The organism is Microbacterium sp. W4I4, assembly GCF_030816235.1.
Taxonomy (GTDB): Bacteria; Actinomycetota; Actinomycetes; order Actinomycetales; family Microbacteriaceae; genus Microbacterium.
In genome coordinates this window covers 1,608,030-1,625,148 of the sequence record NZ_JAUSXT010000001.1, presented here as the reverse complement: position 1 = coordinate 1,625,148, position 17,119 = coordinate 1,608,030, and the positions used below count along the sequence as shown (strand labels likewise).

Below are 17,119 nucleotides of genomic sequence, written 5' to 3'. Positions count from 1 at the left end.
GCGATGGGGACCAGGAGAAGTCCGAGCTGCAGCTCGTGCGGTACCCGGCGCGCTTCGGCGGCGGGGTCAAAGCGTCACAGGTCGAATCGACGAAGGATGCCGCAGGGGTCCTCGATCACGCCATCGAGCGCACGCGTGCGTGGGGCGAGACTGAAGCTGACCTTCTGGACCAATGCGTCCGACGATCCCGACCTGGAAGACGAGCTGCAGCGCCGCGGTGCTGAGCACATCGACACGGTCGCGGTGTTCGCGCGACCCATCGACGGCATCGCGATCGAGGTCCCAGACGACGTCACCGCCGAGCTGGTGCGCACCCTCGAGCAGGTGCGCGAGGTGGATGCCATCAACGTGCCTGTCTGGAAGCAGGATCCGCTCGACGAGGATGGTCTGCGCGCTGAGCTCGCCGAGGTGACGGACGGCCTCGAGACCGGCGAGGGCGCACGTATGCTGGCCCGCGTCGACGACGTCGCCGTGAGCACCGGTGGCTGCACCGTCATCGACGGGTTCGTGCGGCTGTGGGGAGCGGCGACACTGCCCGAGGCGCGTGGCCGCGGTGCGTACCGTGCTGTGCTGGCCGAGCGGCTGCGCCACGGCGCCGCGCTCGGAGCGACGACCGCGATCGTGAAGGGGCGCATCAGCACCTCGGCGCCGATCCTCGCCCGTGCGGGATTCACCCACTACGGCGACGAGCGCGGCTACCTGCTCGAGGTCTGAGCGAGCCGCGCGTGACGCCCGTCGCGCCGACGCGAGTCGGCGTCAGACCGTGCCGTACAGGCGGTCGCCGGCGTCGCCGAGACCCGGGACGATGTAGCCCTTCTCGTTCAGCCGCTCATCGAGCGCTCCGAGCACGAGGGTCACGTCGCGGTCGCCGACGAGCTTCTCGATCGCCGCAACGCCCTCGGGAGTGCCGAGCAGGCAGATCGCAGTGACATCCTTCGCACCGCGGTTGAAGAGGAACTGGATCGCCGCGCCCAGCGAACCGCCGGTGGCGAGCATCGGGTCGATGGCGAAGCACTGCCGGTCGCTCAGATCGTCGGGCAGCCGCTCGGCGTACGTGGTCGGCTCGAAGGTCTCGTCGTCGCGGACCATCCCGAGGAATCCGACCTCAGCGGTGGGGATGAGCTTGACCAGGCCCTCCAGCATCCCGAGACCGGCGCGCAGGATCGGCACGACGATCGGGCGGGGTTCGGCGATCTTCACGCCCATGGTCTTGGTGACCGGGGTCTGGATCTCGACCGGTGTGACCCGCACGCTTCGGGTCGCCTCGTAGGCGAGCAGCGTCACGAGCTCCTCCGTCAGCTGCCGGAACACCGGCGACGAGGTCCTCTCATCCCGCAGCACCGTGAGCTTGTGAGTGATGAGGGGGTGGTCGGCCACATGAACGCGCATGTGACCAGATTACCGGGGCACGGCCTTCGCGGCGGAACGGACTCTGCGATCGAGGCATCCGCCTTCCGGTCGACACCCGGCTAATCTCGAACGCATGACCGCTGCCTACGACGAGCCGATGGCCCGCGCGCTCGCCCTCGCCGTGCAGGCCGGTGCCGCCGGCGACGTGCCGGTCGGAGCCGTCGTCCTGGATGCCACGGGACGCACCGTCGGCGAAGGACTGAACCTTCGAGAGCAGACCCACGATCCCACCGCCCACGCCGAGGTCGTCGCGCTGCGCGCCGCCGCCGCCGCGCACGGCGGCTGGAATCTCGAGGACCACACGCTCGTGGTCACCCTCGAGCCCTGCGTGATGTGCGCCGGCGCGATCCTGCAGGCGCGCGTGGGCCGGGTGGTCTTCGGCGCCTGGGACGACAAGGCCGGAGCGGCAGGTTCGATGTACGACCTGCTGCGCGACCGACGCCTGCCGTACCGCGCGGAGGTCGTCGGCGGCATCCGGTCGGACGAGGCCACCGCCCTGCTGCGCGACTTCTTCGAGTCGCGGCGCTAGGACCGGTCCGTCTTCGTGGGGCGCGGATGGTCGCATCCGCGGGTTCGAGGCGGCCAGATGCGCCCTGCGAACACGATGGAGCGGGCAGGGGTGTCGCGTCAGCGCACCGCGACGGCGGCGTCGGCCAGTCGGGCGACCAGCGTGAGGTAGCCCTGCGCACGTGGGTCGTAGTACCCGATGTGCCGGCCGCCGTGCTCATCGATGGACGTCTGCGAGGAATGTCCCTCGACGGCGGTGCCGATCGTGGTGGAGCCGTCGAGGTCGGGAGCTTCGCCTCCGTCGCAGTCGTAGACGATCACCCCGCGGACGTCGCGCGGGTCGAGCGGATGCTGGCCCAGCCGCCCGAGCGGGGCGATGCTGTCGTTCGCGCTCTCGGTGGCGTAGAGCGTCAGGTCTCCGCGTGCGATCGCATCCGCCAGGGCCACACCGGCCGCATGGGTCACCCCGGCGGAGGCGATCGAGAAGGCGGTGCGCACGTCTTCGCCGAGATTCATGGCGAACACCTCGCCGAGCAGCGTCGACGAGTACGAGTAGGTGACCACCGCGACATGCGCATGCGGATTGCGCGGCTCCAGCCTGTCGATGTCGACCGCCAGCCGGGCGGCGCCGACCGTGGCGTGCCTGGTCGCCAGCGCAGACACGTGCGTGCCGGAATCCCACCCGAACCAGGCGACGGTCGCGACCCTGCGGGGCTCGCCGCGTGCGACGCACGAGCGGATGACATCCGCGCAGAGTCGCTGCGCGGCATCCGCCCATCCGGCGAAAGCCAGCAGATCGGTGTCGATGCCGTGCAGCACGTAGACGACGAGGTCGGCCGTGTCGAGGTCCCCGAACGAGACCACGGCGTGCGGGCCGGGGTCGACCATGGCGAGCGCTTGCAGCTGCGCCTGCGGGTCGCTCGCCAGCACAGTCATCAGGCCGCGCAGCTTCCGCTCGATCACGGGTGGCAGATCGTCGCGCGCGAGCTCGGCCCGCAGCTGGTCGATCACCACGTCGTCAGTCGGAGGACTTCAGAACGAACGCGTCCGTCGGGGGCTCCGGATCGAGAGACGGGCGGTACACATCGGGTTCCAGGTAGATCACGCGGGCGGCCGGCACGACGTCGCGGATGCGGCGTTCGATCTCATCGATGTCGTCGGCGGCCTCGCGAACGGTCTTGTCGGCGGTGAGGGCGATCTTCGCCGCCACCATCAGCTCGTCCGGTCCGAGGTAGAGCGTCTTCATGTGGATGAGCTTGACCACATCGGGGCCGCCCGAGATGGCATCGACGATGAGGTCGTGGTCGGCGGTGCTGGCGCCCTCACCGACGAGCAGGCTCTTGGTCTCCATGCCCAGGATCAGGGCGATCACGATGAGCAGCAGACCGATCATCAGGGTGCCCAGCGCGTCGAAGAGCGGGTTGCCGGTGATCAGGGTGAGGCCCACCCCGAGCAGTGCGAACGCGAGACCGGTGAGCGCGCCGGTGTCCTCGAGCAGCACGACAGGCAGCTCGGGCGCCTTCGAGCGCCGCACGAACGACAGCCAGGACTGGCCCTTCTCGCGCACCAGGTTGCTCTCGCGCACGGCGGTGCGCAGCGAGTACGACTCCAGTCCGATCGCGATCACCAGCACGACCAGCGGCAGCCACCACCACGTCTGATCGATGGCGTGCGGATGCGTGAGCTTGTCGATGCCCTCGTAGACGGCGAACAGTCCGCCGAGGGAGAAGAGCACGATCGACACGACGAATGCCGACACGTACCGCTCCCGGCCGTATCCGAACGGATGCGCCTGGTCTGCCTGCTTCGCGGCCTTGCGGCCACCGAGCATGAGGAGCAGCTGGTTGCCGGAGTCGGCGACCGAGTGGATCGCCTCGGCGAGCATCGACGCCGAGCCCGAGAGGGCCCAGGCGACGAACTTGGCCAGGGCGATGCCCAGATTGGCCACGAGTGCCGCGACGATCGCCTTGCTGCCACCGGATGCGCTCATGGCACCGAGTCTACGACGCAGTCCTCGCAGTGCCGGGGGACACGACACGCTCGTAGGATTGCCGCATGGTCGACAAGCTTCCCTCCCTCGCATTCCTCGGTGCCGGTTCGATGGGAGGTGCGATCCTGCAGGGGGTCGTCGCCTCCGGCGTTCCGGTCGACGGCGGCATCGTCGCCACGAATCGGACTCGCGCGAAAGCGGATGCCCTGGCATCCCTGCCCGGGGTCACGAGCATCGCGCTGGAGGAGAACGCAGACGGGAACACGGATGCCGCGGCCGCGGCCCGCATCGTGCTGGTGGGTGTCAAGCCGGCGATGGTGCCCGATCTGCTGCGCGATATCGCTCCCGTGCTGCGGGAGGATGCCATCGTCGTGAGCCTTGCCGCGGGGGTCACCCTGGGCACGTTCGCGGATGCTCTGGGCGCGGGCGTGCACGCCGTCCGCTCGATGCCGAACACCCCGGCGACCGTGGGGCGAGCCGTGACCGGCATCGCTGCAGGCGCATCGGCCACCGCCGAGGACATGGCGCTCGTGCGGGCGCTGTTCGAGACGGTCGGCGCGGTCATCGAGGTGCCCGAAGCGCAGATCGACCCGCTGTCCACTGTGTCGGGCTCGGGCCCCGCGTATGTGTACCTCCTCATCGAGGAGCTGACGAAGGCGGCATCCGGGATGGGCTTCTCGGATGCCGACTCGCGCCTCATGGCCGAGCAGACCTTCATCGGCGCGGCGGCCCTGCTCGAGGCATCCGGTGAGGATCCCGCCGAGCTGCGTCGCCGTGTGACGAGCCCGAAGGGAACGACCGAGCGGGCCGTCGCCGTCATGCAGGACGCACAGCTCGACGACATGTTCGCCCGTGCGACGGCCGCCGCCCTGGCGCGTGCCCAGGAGCTCGCCGCCGGCAGCTGAGCCTGCCTGACTCACGCCCCTTCGATGTGAGCCACGAGCGCCGCGCAGAACTCCTTCGGGCGCTCCAGGTGCGGGGAGTGGCCGACACCCTCCCAGTTCAGTTCGGTGACGGCACCGCCGGCAGCGGCGTAGGCATCGAGCACGTCGCGGGTCTGCGAGACCATCTCCTGCGCGGGTGCGACCTCGGCGCCGGGCCAGCCCGGGATGATCCCGAGTGCGCCGAGGTGATTCAGGTCGAAGAACGAGGCGTCCGAGACGATGGCATCCGCCGTGCCGTGCACCCACAGCACCGGTGGCTTCTCGTCGAGGTCCACGAGCCCGGCGGCATTGAAGTACTGCGGCGCCATCGTGTTCAGCACACCGTTCTCGCCGGCCGCGAAGCCGGGCCAGTTCTCGCTCGCGACGTCATCGCCGGGGTAGTTGCCGGCGGCGGTGGAGGTCGTCAGCATGGACGCCACCCAGACGTCCTCGTGCGGTGACGTGTAGCCGGCCGAGACATAACTGGAGCGGAACACGCTGCGCGGCGAGGTCTGCGCATCCGCGCTCGTGTCGTCGTCCTGCAGTCGCTGCACGAAGTCGGGGTTGGCGCCGCCGCCGCCGCATCCCGCGTCGTCGTCCGTCAGTCGAGAGCCGTCCCTGCGTGTACCGCCGAAGCCGTAGGGCGAGACCGGCGCCTGCAGGGTGAGGCTGACCACCGGATGCTCCAACGCGTACTGCATGACGACTCCGCCGCCCATCGACCAGCCGACCAGGTGCGCCGAGACCATGCCGAGTTCGTCGAACAGCGCGGCGATGTCGTCGCTGTAGTCGCGCAGCCCGCGAGTGGCGTCCACCGGCTGCGACCCGCTGCCGCCGAACCCGCGCAGATCGAGGGCCATCACCCGCAGATCGCGCGGCAGCGCCAGCATGATCTCCTGCCAGAACAGCGCCGACGAGACGTTGCCGTGCACGAGCACGACGGTCTTGCGCGGGCCGGCGGCGGGGTCGTCGTCCACGCGTTCGAACACCTGCATCGCCAGTCGTGATGTGGTGACGATGCGAGAGGTGATGCCCTCGAAGAGGGTGGTGTCGGGTGCGCTCATCGTCGTTCCTTCGTGACGGATCGCGGCGCCGATGCCGCGTTGAGCATGACTCTAACGCGTGACGAACCGAATGTGAACCGTCTCTCAGGTTCAGCTGCGGCGTGTCAGCGGTCGAGGCTGGCGAAGCGCTCGATGTCGCTGTTCGTGCCCGACACGATGATGAGGTCGTGGTTGGTCACGACCGTGTCGGCCTCCGCGTAGCGGAACGGCTTGCCCGGGCTCTTCACACCGACCACGGTCACCTTGTACTTGGTGCGCACACCGGACTCGTTCAGGCCGACGCCGCGGATGAACTTCGGCGGGTACATCTTGGCCAGGACGAAGTCGTCGTCGAAGCGGATGAAGTCCAGCATCCGCCCGCTGACCAGGTGGGCGACGCGCTCGCCGGCCTCGCGCTCGGGGTAGATCACGTGGTTCGCGCCGACGCGGGCGAGGATCTTGCCGTGCGACTGCGAGACGGCCTTCGCCCAGATCTGCGGCACCTTCAGGTCGACGAGGTTGGCGGTGATCAGGACGGATGCCTCGATCAGCGAGCCGACGGCGACGACCGCCACCTGGAAGTCCTGCGCGCCGATCTGGCGCAGGGCGTCGATGTTGCGGGCATCCGCCTGCACGGTGTGCGTGACCCGTTCGGACCACTTCTGCACCAGACCCAGGTCCTCGTCGATCGCCATGACCTCGCGGTCGAGTCTGTCGAGCTCGCCCGCGCAGGCGGCGCCGAAGCGCCCCAGTCCGATCACGAGCACCGGTGCGTCACCGCGAACCATCTCAACCAACGATCGGCCTTTCCACGGGCAGCGAGTAGAGCTGCGAACGGGATGTCGCGGCGACGGCCGCGGCGAGAGTCACTGTACCAACGCGCCCCATGAAGATGGTGGTGGCGAGGATGTACGAACCCGCATCCGGCAGCGCCGCGGTCACGCCGGAGGAGAGCCCGACGGTGCCGAATGCGGAGATCACGTCGAACAGCACGTCGATCACCGGCAGCTTGGTGAGTTGAGTGATCGCGATCGTCGAGATCGCCACGATGGTCGCGCCCCAGGCGACGACCGAGAGGCCGACGCGCTGCACGTCCGAGGGGATGCGGCGCCCGAACGCCTCCACCGAGCCGCGCCCCTTGGCCTCGGACCACACCGCGATGGCCAGTACGGCGAGGGTGGTCACCTTGATGCCGCCTGCGGTGGAAGCCGAGCCGCCGCCGACGAACATGAGCATGCACGCGACGAGCATCGAGGAGCCGTTCAGGTCTGACATCTCGATCACGTTGAACCCGCCGGAGCGCGTCATGGCCGACAGGAAGAACGCGTTCACCGTGGTGTCGGCCGCGTCCATCGAGCCGAACGTGCGCGGATTGTCGTACTCGAGCAGCAGGAAGACCGCGGCGCCGACGAAGAACAGCAGCACCGTCGTGACGAGCGTGAGCTTGGCGTGCAGCGACCAGCGCTTCACATGCCAGACATGCTTGGCGAGCGTGTAGATCACCGGGAAGCCGATGCTGCCGAGGAAGACGCCGGTCATGAGCAGGACGAGCACCAGATAGTCGTCACCGAAGGCGGCCACTCCGCCGGAGTTCGGGGCGAATCCGGTGTTCGTGAAGGCCATCGCCGCGAAGTAGGGCGCTTCCCAGAGCGCCGAGAACGGGTCGACGCCAGCGAGGATCAGGGCCGGATACAGCAGCACGGCCAGGCCCGCCTCGATGATGAGTGCGGAGAGGGCGACGGTGGTCAGCAGCTGGCCGACTTCGCCGAGACGCACGGTCTGGCTCTCGTTGATCGGCCCCCCGTGCGCACGCAGCGGGTTGGTGTCGCCGGCGGCCATGAGCTTGGCGCTCAGGCCCAGACGCTTGGAGATGGCCAGGCCCATCAGCGAGGCCAGCGTCAGAACGCCGAGTCCGCCGATGTTCACGCCGATGAAGATGATCACCTGGCCGAAACCCGACCAGTGCGTGCTCATGTCGACCGTGGTCAGTCCGGTGACGCAGATCGTCGAGACGGCGGTGAACAGCGCATCGCTGAGCGGGGTGATCGTGCCGTCGGCCGAGGAGAGGGGCAGCGACAGCAGTCCGGTGAACAGCAGGATCAGGGCGGCGAAGATGACGATCGCGAAACGTGACGGCGAAGAGGTCACGATGTGCTTGATGTTGCGGGCCGCGACGTGCAGACCCCTCCTCGGAGGAGATGCCGACATCATGCCCGACATCCATCCCCCTTGTCGCCGCGCGCACGACGGCCTTCGCCGAGCTTTCGTCATGGTACTCCGTGTGCGCGCGTGGTACTCGGTGCCCGCGCCGACTACCCTGATGGCATGACGGACATCTTCGATGTGATCGCTGACGGCACGAGGCGCGACATCCTCCAGCTGCTGCTGCGCCGCTCCACGGAGGGCGATGCAGGGACCAGTGTGACCGAGATCGTGAGTGAGCTCGGCGTCAGCCAGCCGACCGTCTCCAAACACCTCAAGGTGCTGCGGGAGTCCGAACTCGTGACGGTCCGAGAAGACGGACAGCGTCGTTTCTACAGCATCGCGGTCGGTCCCCTGGAGACCGTCGACGACTGGCTCGTGCCCTTCCTGATGGATGCCTACGGCGACCAGGCTCCCGATTACAGCTTCCCGTCCGTCCCGCTACCGGACGGCGCCGCGCACGCGGCCGAGGTGGTCGGGCGCGCTGCGGCATCGGCGAAGCATGTGGTGACGAACGCGTTCAAGCGCCTGAGCTGATCGAGCGGCGGGCGCGCCCGCGCCGGCTCGGTGCACGTGCGTCCCAGCACTCACATGAGTCACAGTGGTTTACAGCAGTCGCATCTTCCCCATATGCTGTGCTTCAGCAGAAAGGGGTACAGGGGATGCCCGATGTTCAAGACGCTCGTTTCCTGACGGTCGCCGAGGTCGCGGAGCTCATGCGCGTGTCCAAGATGACCGTGTATCGGCTCGTCCACGCCGGCGAGCTGCCCGCGATCCGGTTCGGGCGCAGCTACCGCGTGCCGGAGTCCGCTGTGGCCGATGCACTCAACAGGCCCATCGCCGACGTAGGATGATCTGAGCGCTCGGTTCGGGGTGAGCCCGACCGTTTGCTAGAATCGTCCGAGGCATTTCCGTGCCCGTACCCGGGTGCCCGCCTTCGTGGCATCCAGCCCCTGACTTAGTGAGGTTTCCGTGGGTTCAGTCATCAAGAAGCGCCGCAAGCGCATGGCGAAGAAGAAGCACCGCAAACTGCTTCGCAAGACTCGCCACCAGCGCCGCAACAAGAAGTAAGCGGCACGACACCGAGCGCCTGTCTCCGGACGGGCGCTTTGTGTCTTCCGCGGGAGGATCTCATGAAATCGATCGATATCGCCCAACTCACCACTCGCGAGGGCGTGCCCCTCATCGATGTGCGCGAACGTGATGAGTTCGCCGCAGGCCACGTGCCCGGCGCGGTCAACGTTCCGCTGTCCGAGCTGGGAGACCGTCTCGAGGAGCTCCCGAGCGAGGCGTTCGACGTGATCTGCCAGGCCGGCGGACGCTCGGCGCGTGCCGTGCAGGCGCTCGAGTCGCGCGGCTACGATGCCACCAACGTCGAGGGCGGCACAGGCGAATGGATCGCTCAGGGGCATCCGGTCGAGAAGTGACCACCGTCACGCTGATCGGCAAGCCCGACTGCCATCTCTGCGAGGTCGCGAGCGACGTCGTCGATGCCGTCGTGGCGGAGCTTCCGGATGCCGCTGCCGAGCAGATCGAGATCGTCGAGCAGTCGATCAGCGATGACGCGACGCTCTACGAGCGCTGGTGGGAGAAGATCCCTGTCGTCCTGATCGACGGCGAACTGCACGCGCATTGGCGTGTTTCACCGGAGCGGCTGCGCTCCGCACTCGAGGAGGCGATCGGATGAGCATCCGTCACGTGGTCAGCTGGAAGCTGGCGGAAGAGGATGCCGCGCTGCGCGGCGAGCAGGCCGCCGAGGTGGCTCGCCGGCTGAATGCCCTGATGGGCGTCGTCCCCGAGCTGCGCGCGGTGTCCGCGGGTGCGAACATCGCGCATCCGGATGTCAACTGGGACGTCACCCTCGTCGCCGACGTGGATTCTCTGGACGCACTGGAGGCCTATCAGGTGCATCCGGCGCACAAGGAGGTCGGCGCGTACATCAAGTCGGTCGTGGCATCCCGCGTCGCCGTTGATTTCGAATTCTGAGCAGATCTGCGAATCAGTAGTTCTGCGCAGGAAATCTGAGCATAAATATCCAATTGTGAACAGTCTGCCCCGCACAACTGCGCACTCTCGCAACCCAATCGTGACCGCCTCAGCCGTCCGCTCGGTGGTCGTCGGCACGGAGGGCATGCCAAGATGAGTGCAAAACCCGTACCGTCCGGGCGCAAGCCCCGTCACACAGGAGTGACCATGAACCGTCGTCCTCTGCTCATCGGCACCGCCGTCGCGGCCGCCGCTGTCCTCGTCCTCTCCGGCTGCGCGAGCAACCCGGGCTCCGGCGGTGACGGCGGCGACAAGGCTCCTTCGGCCTCCGGGCCCGACTACGGCCTGGTGACCGATGGCACGCTGACCATCTGCTCCGAGGTCCCGTACGTCCCGTTCGAGTTCGAGGGCGGCGACAACGGAACCGGCTACACCGGTTTCGACATCGACCTGACCGACGCGATCGCGAAGAAGCTCGACCTCAAGCTCTCCGTTCAGGACGTGAGCTTCGACGGGCTCCAGTCGGGCACCACCCTGATCGCCGGCACGTGCGACATGGGCGCCTCGGCCATGACGATCACCGAGGAGCGCAAGGCGAACATCGACTTCTCCGACCCCTACTACGCCTCTCTGCAGTCGCTGCTGACCAGCGTCGACTCGGGCATCAAGAACATCGGCGACCTCAAGGGCAAGAACGTCGGCGTGCAGCAGGGCACCACGGGTGAGAGCTACGCCACGGAGAACGCCACGGGGGCCACGCTCGTGCAGTACCCGGGTGACGCCGAGCTGTGGCCAGCGCTGCAGGCCGGACAGATCGACGCCATCCTGCAGGATCAGCCCGTCAACATCGAGCACGAGAAGGCCGATGACACGTACAAGATCGTCGAGGAGTACGACACCGACGAGTCCTACGGGTTCGCCTTCGCGAAGGGTGAGAAGACCGAGCTGCGCGAGGCCGTGAACAAGGCGCTCAAGGAACTGCGCGACAGCGGCGACTACGACACCATCTACGACACCTATTTCGCCGCGAAGTAAGCGACTCAGGCAGATAGGAGATCCGTTCCGATGGCATTGAAGCGCAGGACCAGGGGCCGGTTGTACCGGTACTCCATGTACGCGCTGTTCATCGCGCTCGTCGTCCTGGTCGCGGTGGCCACCGACTGGGGCAAGATCAGCAAGCAGTTCTTCGATCTCGAGGTCGCAGCGAAGCTGTTCCCCGATATCGTCATCGTCGCTCTGCGCAACACGGTGCTGTTCACACTGATCGCCTTCGCCGGCGGACTGCTGCTGGGCATCGTGTTCGCGCTGATGAAGCTGTCGATCATCGCACCGTTCCGCTGGTTCGCGACCGTATGGATCGAGCTCTTCCGGGGGCTTCCCGCGCTGCTGACGATCTTCGCGATGGCATTCATCCTGCCGATCGCGTTCGGGATCAAGCCCCCGGGTGGTCCGGTCGGCGCGGGTCTGATCGGCCTCATCCTGGTGGCCTCGGCGTACATGGCCGAGGTGATCCGCGCCGGCATCCAGGCGGTTCCGAAGGGTCAGACCGAGGCTTCTCGATCGCTGGGCATGTCGCCGATGAAGACGATGTTCTGGATCGTTCTGCCGCAGGGCTTCCGGATCATCATCCCGCCGCTGACCAATGAGTTCGTGCTCCTGCTGAAGGACACCTCGCTGCTGTTCATCGCGGGCACCTTCATCTGGTCGAAGGAGCTCACCAGCTTCGCGCGCGATGCGAACACCCTGTACGCGAACGCGACGCCGCTGATCATGGCGGCGCTGCTGTACCTGATCGTGACGATTCCACTCACCCGCTTCACGGCGTGGCTCGAGCGGCGGATGGCGAGGCAACGATGAGCACGGATCTGATCGACATCCAGGCACCGGCGATCGACATCCAGGGTCTGGTCAAGCACTTCGGCGACAACGAGGTGCTCAAGGGCATCGACCTGACGGTGCACGGCGGCGAGGTCGTCTGCATCATCGGGCCGTCGGGTTCGGGCAAGTCGACGCTGCTGCGTTCGGTGAATCTGCTCGAGGAGCCCACCGGCGGCCACATCCTCATCGAGGGGATCGACGTCACCGACGAGGAGACCGACATCGACCGGGTGCGCCAGCGCATCGGGATGGTGTTCCAGAGCTTCAATCTGTTCCCGCACATGACCGTGCTGGGCAACCTCACGATCGCCCAGCGCCGCGTGAAGAAGCGCTCGAGGGCAGAGGCCGAGCAGGTCGCGCAGGAGATGCTCACCCGTGTGGGGTTGGCGGAGAAGGCGGATGCGTATCCGAGCCACCTGTCAGGCGGTCAGCAGCAGCGCGTCGCGATCGCACGTGCGCTGTGCATGAATCCCGACATGATGCTGTTCGACGAGCCCACGTCGGCGCTCGACCCCGAACTGGTCGGCGAGGTGCTCCAGGTGATGCGCACCCTGGCGGACGAGGGCATGACCATGCTGGTGGTCACGCACGAGATGGGCTTCGCCCGTGAGGTCGGCTCGCGCCTGATCTTCATGGACGGCGGTCACATCCTCGAGCAGGGCGACCCGCGCGAGGTGCTGGCCAATCCCCAGCATCCGCGTACGCAGGACTTCCTCGCGCGCGTGCTCTAGCTCGCTGTACGACAAGAGGCCTCCGTCCCGCGTCAGCGGGCGGAGGCCTCTTCCATCAGGTCAGTTCTCGACTTCGACGACCTCGGAGTCGGCATTGCGGCGCACCGAGTCGATGCCGTTCATCGCACCCGACTTCGACGAGTAGCCCTGGCCGGTGGCGATGACCTCGCCGTTGCCCGCCTTCAGGCGGAACCGCCAGTCGCCGCCCTTGTCCTGATAAAGCTCGAACTTGCCTGCCATGAGACTTCCTCTCCCTGCGGGTATGGAGCTGCTTCGCTCTCGGCATCCACGCTATCCGCACGCGGCCGATGCCGGAAGAGGCGGAGGCCTGCTCAGACGCGCGGACGCGCAGCGACCGGCTCGGGAACCAGCTGCAGACCGACCACATCGCCGAAGGCCGGACGGATGCCGGGGGAGTGCTGCACGATCACGCGCTCGTCCGACTCGGTGCGCACGACCGTGCGTCGGATGCTGCCCAGGAACGTGGACTGCTCGACGGTGCCGCGCGCATCGGCATCCGCCGTCTCGGCGAACACGACGTTCTCCGGGCGCAGGTACACGTCCACCGACCCGGTCGCCGGCGTCTGCAGCGGGAGCGAGCGGCCCCACACGGTGACCTGAGCACCCTCCGCGATACCGGCGACGACGCTGGAGAGACCGACGAAGGCGGCGACGGATGCGGTGGCGGGGGCGCCGTACAGCTCCTCCGGGGAGCCGATCTGGTCGATGCGCCCGGCGCTCATCACCGCGACGCGATCCGAGACCGCCAGCGCCTCCTCCTGATCGTGGGTGACGAAGACCGTGGTGATGCCCAGGCGCAGCTGGATGCGGCGGATCTCATCGCGCAGCTGCAGGCGGACCTTCGCATCCAGCGCAGAGAGGGGTTCGTCCAGCAGCAGCACCTTGGGCTCGGTGACCAGGGCCCTCGCCAGGGCGACGCGCTGCTGCTGACCGCCGGAGAGCTGGTGCGGGAACTTGTCGGCGTGCTCCGTCAGGCCCACCAGTGCCAGCGCATCGAGGGCACGACGCGCGGCATCCGCCTTCCCGACTCCACGACGACGCAGACCGAAGGCGGTGTTCTCGGTGACCCGCAGGTGCGGGAACAGCGAATAGGACTGGAACACCATGCCGATGTCGCGCCGGTTCGTGGGGACGCGGGACACGTCCTTCCCGCCGAGCAGCACGGCGCCCTCGTCCGAGCCCTCGAGACCTGCCAGCACCCGCAGCAGGGTGGTCTTGCCGCAGCCGGACGGACCGAGCAGCGACACGAACTCGCCGGGCGCGACGTCGAGGTCGACGCCGTGCAGCACGCGGTTGGCGCCGTAGCTCTTCACGATGCTCTGCAGCTGCACGCGCGTGCCTTCGCCGGCGTCGGCGAGCAGCGCATTGTCCTGGGTGCGGGGAAGGGGAGCGGTCATGAGCGGGCCTTTCGGGTGCCGCGGGCTGCGCGGCCGATGATGAGCAGCAGGACGAAGACGAGCAGCAGCGCCAGCAGCGTGAAGATGGCGGGCAGGTACGCATCCTGATTGCGGACGACGACCATCGCGGTCTGGAACACCTGCCGGTTCAGGAGCGAGGCGATGGTGAACTCGCCGAGCACGACCGCCACCGAGATCAGCGATGCGGCCAGCAGTCCCTGGCGCAGGTTGGGTGCCAGCACCCTGATCACGATCGTCGGCCAGTTCGCGCCGAGCGTGCGGGCCGCCTCCGACAGGGTGCGCAGGTCGGTGGCGTCGATGGATGCCTGGATGGCCCGGTACGCGAACGGCAGTACCGTGATGCCGTAGGCGAACGCCAGCGTCCAGGTGCCCGTGCCGAGCGTCCTGGCGATCTGCAGGTAGATCGGCGAGAGCCCGACCACGAGCACGATCGCGGGGATCGAGATCGGCAGCAGGGCCAGGAACTCGAACGCCGGGCGCAGCTTCGGGAACCGCAGGTGCACCAGGATCATGGTCGGGGTGAGCAGCAGCAGGACGATCAGGACGGTCACCACGGCGAGCACCAGGGAGTTGCCCAGGCCCGTCCAGATCGGCCGGAGCGTCGAGGAGAAGGCGGGGTCGACGAGCTTGGCCCAGTTGACCCCGGAGAGCCCGCCCTTCGGATCCCGCAGCGTGTACAGGAAGGTCGAGACCAGCGGGATGGCGAAGAACAGGCCGACCAGGATGCCGATGATCCAGCGCGTCAGGCGGGACGGAGCGAGGGAGATCATGCCTGCCACCTCGCTGCACGGCGTTGGATGAGCGAATACATCGCCATGACGACCCCGACGACGATGATCATGCCGAGCGCGAGCGCACCGGCAAGATTCTCGCGGCCGAGCACGGTCTCACTGGTCAGCGCGGCGCGGATCTGCAGCGGCACGATCTGCGAGCCCTGGCTGATCAGCGCCGCGGCCGTCGCATAGGAGGAGAAGGCGTTCGCGAACAGCAGCAGCAGGCTGGCCAGGAACGAGGGCGCCAGCACCGGGATGCCGATGCGCAGCCAGAAGCTGCCGCGCGTGCCACCCAGGGTCGCGTTCGCCTCGGCCCACTGCGGCTTCAGCGCGGCGAGGGCGGGCATGAACGTGATGACCATCAGCGGAACCTGGAAGTAGATGTAGGGCAGCAGCAGGCCGGGAACCTCGTAGATCCAGGTGCCGGATGCGAAGATGTCGATGCTGAACCGGTCGCGCAGCAGCGACGTCAGCACTCCCTGCACGCCGATCGTCGCGATGAACGCGAAGGCGAGCATGACGCCGCCGAACTGGGCGAGCACGCCGGCGGCGGCATCGACCGACTGGCGCAGAATCCCCTCGGGGTTCATGCCGAGCATGGCGTAGCAGACCAGAGCGCCGACGACGGCGCCGACGACAGCGGTGAGCAGCGAGACCCAGGCGGAGCTCGCGAACGTGCTGAGCACGGCCGGGTCGCCCAGTGCCGACACGTTGTTCCAGGTGAAGGCGCCGTCGCGGGTGAAGAAGCCCGAGCCGATGGCGAGCACGGTCGGCAGGGCGAGGAACAGCAGCACGTAGGCGGCGAACGGGGTCAGCCCGAGCCACGCCCACGACGGTGTGCGCCGGGCACCTGCTGCGCGCGGGGACCCGGCGGGGTCGGGGGCGGATGCCGTGGCATCCGCCCCCAGGCCTGCGGCGATCGTCACTGGATGGCCGCCGCCCACTTCTCGCCGAGCAGCGTGCCGGCGTCGGTGCTCTGCTTCTCGGTGGGGACGACCGTCTCCTCGGGGACCGCCGGAAGAGCGGCGGCGAGGTCGGCGTCGATCGTGCCCGCCGTCGTCATGGCCTCCATGCGGGCCGGACGCGCGCCGCCGGCGAGGTAAAGGTTCTGACCCTCGTCGCTGTAGAGGAACTCCTGCCACAGGCGGGCGGCCGCGGGGTGCGAGGCATCCTTGTTGACCGCCTGGTTGTAGTAGCCGGCGTAGCCGATGCCGGGAAGGACGGTCACCTTCCAGTTCTTGACGTCCTTGGAGTAGGCGGCGTTGAGGTAGTCCCAGTCGAAGACGACGGGCGTCTCACCGCTGGCGACGGTCGCCGGCGTCGGGTCGACCTTGAGGAAGTTGCCTGCCTTCTGCAGATCGGCGAAGTAGTCGATGCCGGGCTGGAAGTCGTCCAGGCCACCACCGGACTGCACTGCTGCGAGTCCGACCGCTGCGAAGGCCGCACCGGCCTGCGTCGGGTCGCCGTTGATGGCGACGGAGCCCTTGAAATCGGCACCCTTCAGATCGTCCAGGCTGGTGGGCTCGGGGAACTTCGAGGAGTCGTAGCCGATCGACATGTAACCGCCGTAGTCGCCGACGAACAGCCCGGTGGACTCCTTCAGAGCATCAGGGATGTCATCCCAGGTCTGCACCTTGTAGGGGGCGAAGACATCGGTGTTCGCGAGCGCGACGGCCAGGCCCAGATCGAAGACGTCGGGAGCGGTGTCCAGGCCCTTGTTGGTCTTCGCCGCGGTGATCTCGTCGGCGCTCGAGACGTCAGGCGACTGCTCGTCGATGTTGATCTCGGGGTACTTCTTCTTGAACGCGTCGAGGATCGCACCGTAGTTGGCCCAGTCGCGCGGGAGGGCGATGACATTGAGCTGGCCCTCCTTCTTCGCTGCGGCCTCGAGGTCGGCGAAGGTGCCGAAGTCGGCGACGGAGGTCGCGGTCGCGGCGTCGGAACCGGTGCTGCCGTCGCCGCTGTCACCGGGGCTCGATGAGCACGACGTGAGCAGCAGGACCGCAGTGGTGGCGAGTGCGATGCCGACGCCCAGGCGCGTGCGGCGGGAGGTGATTGCCATGAGTTTCCTCTCGGGTTCCGGCAGATCGCCGGGTCGGGAACGTCTGGATGCTATGCATCGACGGTTACCCCACGGGGCGGAGCCGATGAACGTGAGGTTACCGGTGCGCGACACCGGGTGTCGAGAGTGACGCGACCGAGTACGTCCCGGGCGGGCGGCAGGCGAGCGTGCGCCT

Annotated in this window: 23 protein-coding genes; 12 read left to right on the top strand and 11 right to left on the bottom strand. The window is 67.8% G+C overall.

Annotated elements, in window-relative coordinates; genetic code table 11:
* The first annotated feature begins 135 nt into the window (after positions 1–135).
* On the top strand, positions 136–714 hold the full coding sequence (locus QF046_RS07800) for a GNAT family N-acetyltransferase (protein ID WP_307368032.1): 579 nt from the start codon (positions 136–138) through the stop codon (positions 712–714).
* Positions 715–756: 42 nt separating this feature from the next.
* On the opposite strand, the gene upp is transcribed toward QF046_RS07800, so the two are convergent.
* Positions 757–1,389, bottom strand: coding sequence for a uracil phosphoribosyltransferase (upp, locus tag QF046_RS07795; protein ID WP_307368030.1), 633 nt, complete (start codon positions 1,387–1,389; stop codon positions 757–759).
* 94 nt (positions 1,390–1,483) lie between these two features.
* Here upp and QF046_RS07790 point away from each other — a divergent pair, with 94 nt between their 5' ends.
* Complete coding sequence (locus tag QF046_RS07790) at positions 1,484–1,939, top strand: nucleoside deaminase (RefSeq protein ID WP_307368028.1); 456 nt, start codon at positions 1,484–1,486, stop codon at positions 1,937–1,939.
* A gap of 98 nt (positions 1,940–2,037) precedes the next feature.
* Here the strand turns inward: QF046_RS07790 and QF046_RS07785 are convergent, their stop codons facing one another.
* Positions 2,038–2,931 carry an alpha/beta hydrolase gene (locus QF046_RS07785; protein ID WP_307368025.1) on the bottom strand — a complete coding sequence of 298 codons (894 nt, stop codon included), beginning with the start codon at positions 2,929–2,931 and terminating at the stop codon, positions 2,038–2,040.
* Between the two features lie 4 nt (positions 2,932–2,935).
* Positions 2,936–3,907, bottom strand: coding sequence for a cation diffusion facilitator family transporter (locus QF046_RS07780; RefSeq protein ID WP_307368023.1), 972 nt, complete (start codon positions 3,905–3,907; stop codon positions 2,936–2,938).
* A 65-nt stretch (positions 3,908–3,972) separates the two neighbouring features.
* Here QF046_RS07780 and proC point away from each other — a divergent pair, with 65 nt between their 5' ends.
* Positions 3,973–4,812: a pyrroline-5-carboxylate reductase gene (proC, locus tag QF046_RS07775; protein ID WP_307368020.1), complete on the top strand. Its 840-nt coding sequence runs from the start codon at positions 3,973–3,975 to the stop codon at positions 4,810–4,812.
* Positions 4,813–4,823: 11 nt separating this feature from the next.
* Here proC and QF046_RS07770 read toward each other — a convergent pair whose 3' ends face one another.
* From QF046_RS07770 to QF046_RS07760, 3 genes are all read right to left on the bottom strand, one after another.
* A complete protein-coding gene (locus QF046_RS07770; protein WP_307368017.1) occupies positions 4,824–5,894 on the bottom strand; it encodes an alpha/beta fold hydrolase in 1,071 nt (356 codons plus the stop codon).
* 104 nt (positions 5,895–5,998) lie between these two features.
* The gene (locus tag QF046_RS07765) at positions 5,999–6,661 is read right to left on the bottom strand and encodes a TrkA family potassium uptake protein (RefSeq protein WP_373425677.1); all 663 of its coding nucleotides are present in this window, start codon (positions 6,659–6,661) and stop codon (positions 5,999–6,001) included.
* A gap of 1 nt (position 6,662) precedes the next feature.
* A complete protein-coding gene (locus QF046_RS07760) occupies positions 6,663–8,093 on the bottom strand; it encodes a TrkH family potassium uptake protein (protein WP_307368010.1) in 1,431 nt (476 codons plus the stop codon).
* 105 nt (positions 8,094–8,198) lie between these two features.
* On the opposite strand from QF046_RS07760, the gene QF046_RS07755 reads away from it, so the two are divergent.
* From QF046_RS07755 to QF046_RS07715, 9 genes are all read left to right on the top strand, one after another.
* Entirely contained in the window at positions 8,199–8,612 is a 414-nt protein-coding gene (locus QF046_RS07755) for a helix-turn-helix transcriptional regulator (RefSeq protein WP_307368007.1), read from the top strand.
* Positions 8,613–8,737: 125 nt separating this feature from the next.
* On the top strand, positions 8,738–8,929 hold the full coding sequence (locus QF046_RS07750; protein WP_307368004.1) for a helix-turn-helix domain-containing protein: 192 nt from the start codon (positions 8,738–8,740) through the stop codon (positions 8,927–8,929).
* A 118-nt stretch (positions 8,930–9,047) separates the two neighbouring features.
* Positions 9,048–9,146 carry a 30S ribosomal protein bS22 gene (locus QF046_RS07745; RefSeq protein WP_003792170.1) on the top strand — a complete coding sequence of 33 codons (99 nt, stop codon included), beginning with the start codon at positions 9,048–9,050 and terminating at the stop codon, positions 9,144–9,146.
* Between the two features lie 62 nt (positions 9,147–9,208).
* Entirely contained in the window at positions 9,209–9,502 is a 294-nt protein-coding gene (locus QF046_RS07740) for a rhodanese-like domain-containing protein (RefSeq protein WP_307368001.1), read from the top strand.
* Positions 9,499–9,762, top strand: coding sequence for a glutaredoxin family protein (locus tag QF046_RS07735; RefSeq protein ID WP_307367998.1), 264 nt, complete (start codon positions 9,499–9,501; stop codon positions 9,760–9,762). Before QF046_RS07740 ends, QF046_RS07735 begins: the two co-directional genes overlap by 4 nt.
* The gene (locus QF046_RS07730) at positions 9,759–10,061 is read left to right on the top strand and encodes a Dabb family protein (protein WP_307367995.1); all 303 of its coding nucleotides are present in this window, start codon (positions 9,759–9,761) and stop codon (positions 10,059–10,061) included. The genes QF046_RS07735 and QF046_RS07730 overlap by 4 nt, the downstream gene beginning before the upstream one ends.
* A gap of 207 nt (positions 10,062–10,268) precedes the next feature.
* Entirely contained in the window at positions 10,269–11,096 is an 828-nt protein-coding gene (locus tag QF046_RS07725) for an ABC transporter substrate-binding protein (protein WP_307367992.1), read from the top strand.
* A 30-nt stretch (positions 11,097–11,126) separates the two neighbouring features.
* The gene (locus QF046_RS07720; RefSeq protein ID WP_307367989.1) at positions 11,127–11,918 is read left to right on the top strand and encodes an amino acid ABC transporter permease; all 792 of its coding nucleotides are present in this window, start codon (positions 11,127–11,129) and stop codon (positions 11,916–11,918) included.
* Positions 11,915–12,670, top strand: a complete 756-nt coding sequence (locus QF046_RS07715) for an amino acid ABC transporter ATP-binding protein (RefSeq protein WP_307367986.1) — start codon at positions 11,915–11,917, stop codon at positions 12,668–12,670. Before QF046_RS07720 ends, QF046_RS07715 begins: the two co-directional genes overlap by 4 nt.
* A gap of 60 nt (positions 12,671–12,730) precedes the next feature.
* On the opposite strand, the gene QF046_RS07710 is transcribed toward QF046_RS07715, so the two are convergent.
* The 5 genes from QF046_RS07710 to QF046_RS07690 all read right to left on the bottom strand — a co-directional run bounded on the left by QF046_RS07710 (position 12,731) and on the right by QF046_RS07690 (position 16,944).
* On the bottom strand, positions 12,731–12,910 hold the full coding sequence (locus QF046_RS07710; protein ID WP_307367983.1) for a YegP family protein: 180 nt from the start codon (positions 12,908–12,910) through the stop codon (positions 12,731–12,733).
* Between the two features lie 92 nt (positions 12,911–13,002).
* Positions 13,003–14,088 carry an ABC transporter ATP-binding protein gene (locus tag QF046_RS07705; protein WP_307367981.1) on the bottom strand — a complete coding sequence of 362 codons (1,086 nt, stop codon included), beginning with the start codon at positions 14,086–14,088 and terminating at the stop codon, positions 13,003–13,005.
* Positions 14,085–14,879 (bottom strand): ABC transporter permease, encoded by a 795-nt coding sequence (locus QF046_RS07700; protein ID WP_307367978.1) that lies wholly within the window; start codon positions 14,877–14,879, stop codon positions 14,085–14,087. The genes QF046_RS07705 and QF046_RS07700 overlap by 4 nt, the downstream gene beginning before the upstream one ends.
* Positions 14,876–15,808, bottom strand: coding sequence for an ABC transporter permease (locus tag QF046_RS07695; protein WP_373425676.1), 933 nt, complete (start codon positions 15,806–15,808; stop codon positions 14,876–14,878). Before QF046_RS07695 ends, QF046_RS07700 begins: the two co-directional genes overlap by 4 nt.
* Complete coding sequence (locus QF046_RS07690; RefSeq protein ID WP_307367975.1) at positions 15,805–16,944, bottom strand: ABC transporter substrate-binding protein; 1,140 nt, start codon at positions 16,942–16,944, stop codon at positions 15,805–15,807. Before QF046_RS07690 ends, QF046_RS07695 begins: the two co-directional genes overlap by 4 nt.
* Between the last annotated feature and the right edge of the window lie 175 nt (positions 16,945–17,119).

Bases quoted from the DNA above. Each gene is read 5' to 3' on its own strand.
- upp (WP_307368030.1), bottom strand. From the start codon at position 1,389: ATGCGCGTTCATGTGGCCGACCACCCCCTCATCACTCACAAGCTCACG.
- QF046_RS07790 (WP_307368028.1), top strand. From the start codon at position 1,484: ATGACCGCTGCCTACGACGAGCCGATGGCCCGCGCGCTCGCCCTCGCC.
- QF046_RS07780 (WP_307368023.1), bottom strand. From the start codon at position 3,907: ATGAGCGCATCCGGTGGCAGCAAGGCGATCGTCGCGGCACTCGTGGCC.
- proC (WP_307368020.1), top strand. From the start codon at position 3,973: ATGGTCGACAAGCTTCCCTCCCTCGCATTCCTCGGTGCCGGTTCGATG.
- QF046_RS07770 (WP_307368017.1), bottom strand. From the start codon at position 5,894: ATGAGCGCACCCGACACCACCCTCTTCGAGGGCATCACCTCTCGCATC.
- QF046_RS07765 (WP_373425677.1), bottom strand. From the start codon at position 6,661: ATGGTTCGCGGTGACGCACCGGTGCTCGTGATCGGACTGGGGCGCTTC.
- QF046_RS07760 (WP_307368010.1), bottom strand. From the start codon at position 8,093: ATGTCGGGCATGATGTCGGCATCTCCTCCGAGGAGGGGTCTGCACGTC.
- QF046_RS07755 (WP_307368007.1), top strand. From the start codon at position 8,199: ATGACGGACATCTTCGATGTGATCGCTGACGGCACGAGGCGCGACATC.
- QF046_RS07750 (WP_307368004.1), top strand. From the start codon at position 8,738: ATGCCCGATGTTCAAGACGCTCGTTTCCTGACGGTCGCCGAGGTCGCG.
- QF046_RS07740 (WP_307368001.1), top strand. From the start codon at position 9,209: ATGAAATCGATCGATATCGCCCAACTCACCACTCGCGAGGGCGTGCCC.
- QF046_RS07730 (WP_307367995.1), top strand. From the start codon at position 9,759: ATGAGCATCCGTCACGTGGTCAGCTGGAAGCTGGCGGAAGAGGATGCC.
- QF046_RS07725 (WP_307367992.1), top strand. From the start codon at position 10,269: ATGAACCGTCGTCCTCTGCTCATCGGCACCGCCGTCGCGGCCGCCGCT.
- QF046_RS07720 (WP_307367989.1), top strand. From the start codon at position 11,127: ATGGCATTGAAGCGCAGGACCAGGGGCCGGTTGTACCGGTACTCCATG.
- QF046_RS07715 (WP_307367986.1), top strand. From the start codon at position 11,915: ATGAGCACGGATCTGATCGACATCCAGGCACCGGCGATCGACATCCAG.
- QF046_RS07710 (WP_307367983.1), bottom strand. From the start codon at position 12,910: ATGGCAGGCAAGTTCGAGCTTTATCAGGACAAGGGCGGCGACTGGCGG.
- QF046_RS07705 (WP_307367981.1), bottom strand. From the start codon at position 14,088: ATGACCGCTCCCCTTCCCCGCACCCAGGACAATGCGCTGCTCGCCGAC.
- QF046_RS07700 (WP_307367978.1), bottom strand. From the start codon at position 14,879: ATGATCTCCCTCGCTCCGTCCCGCCTGACGCGCTGGATCATCGGCATC.
- QF046_RS07690 (WP_307367975.1), bottom strand. From the start codon at position 16,944: ATGGCAATCACCTCCCGCCGCACGCGCCTGGGCGTCGGCATCGCACTC.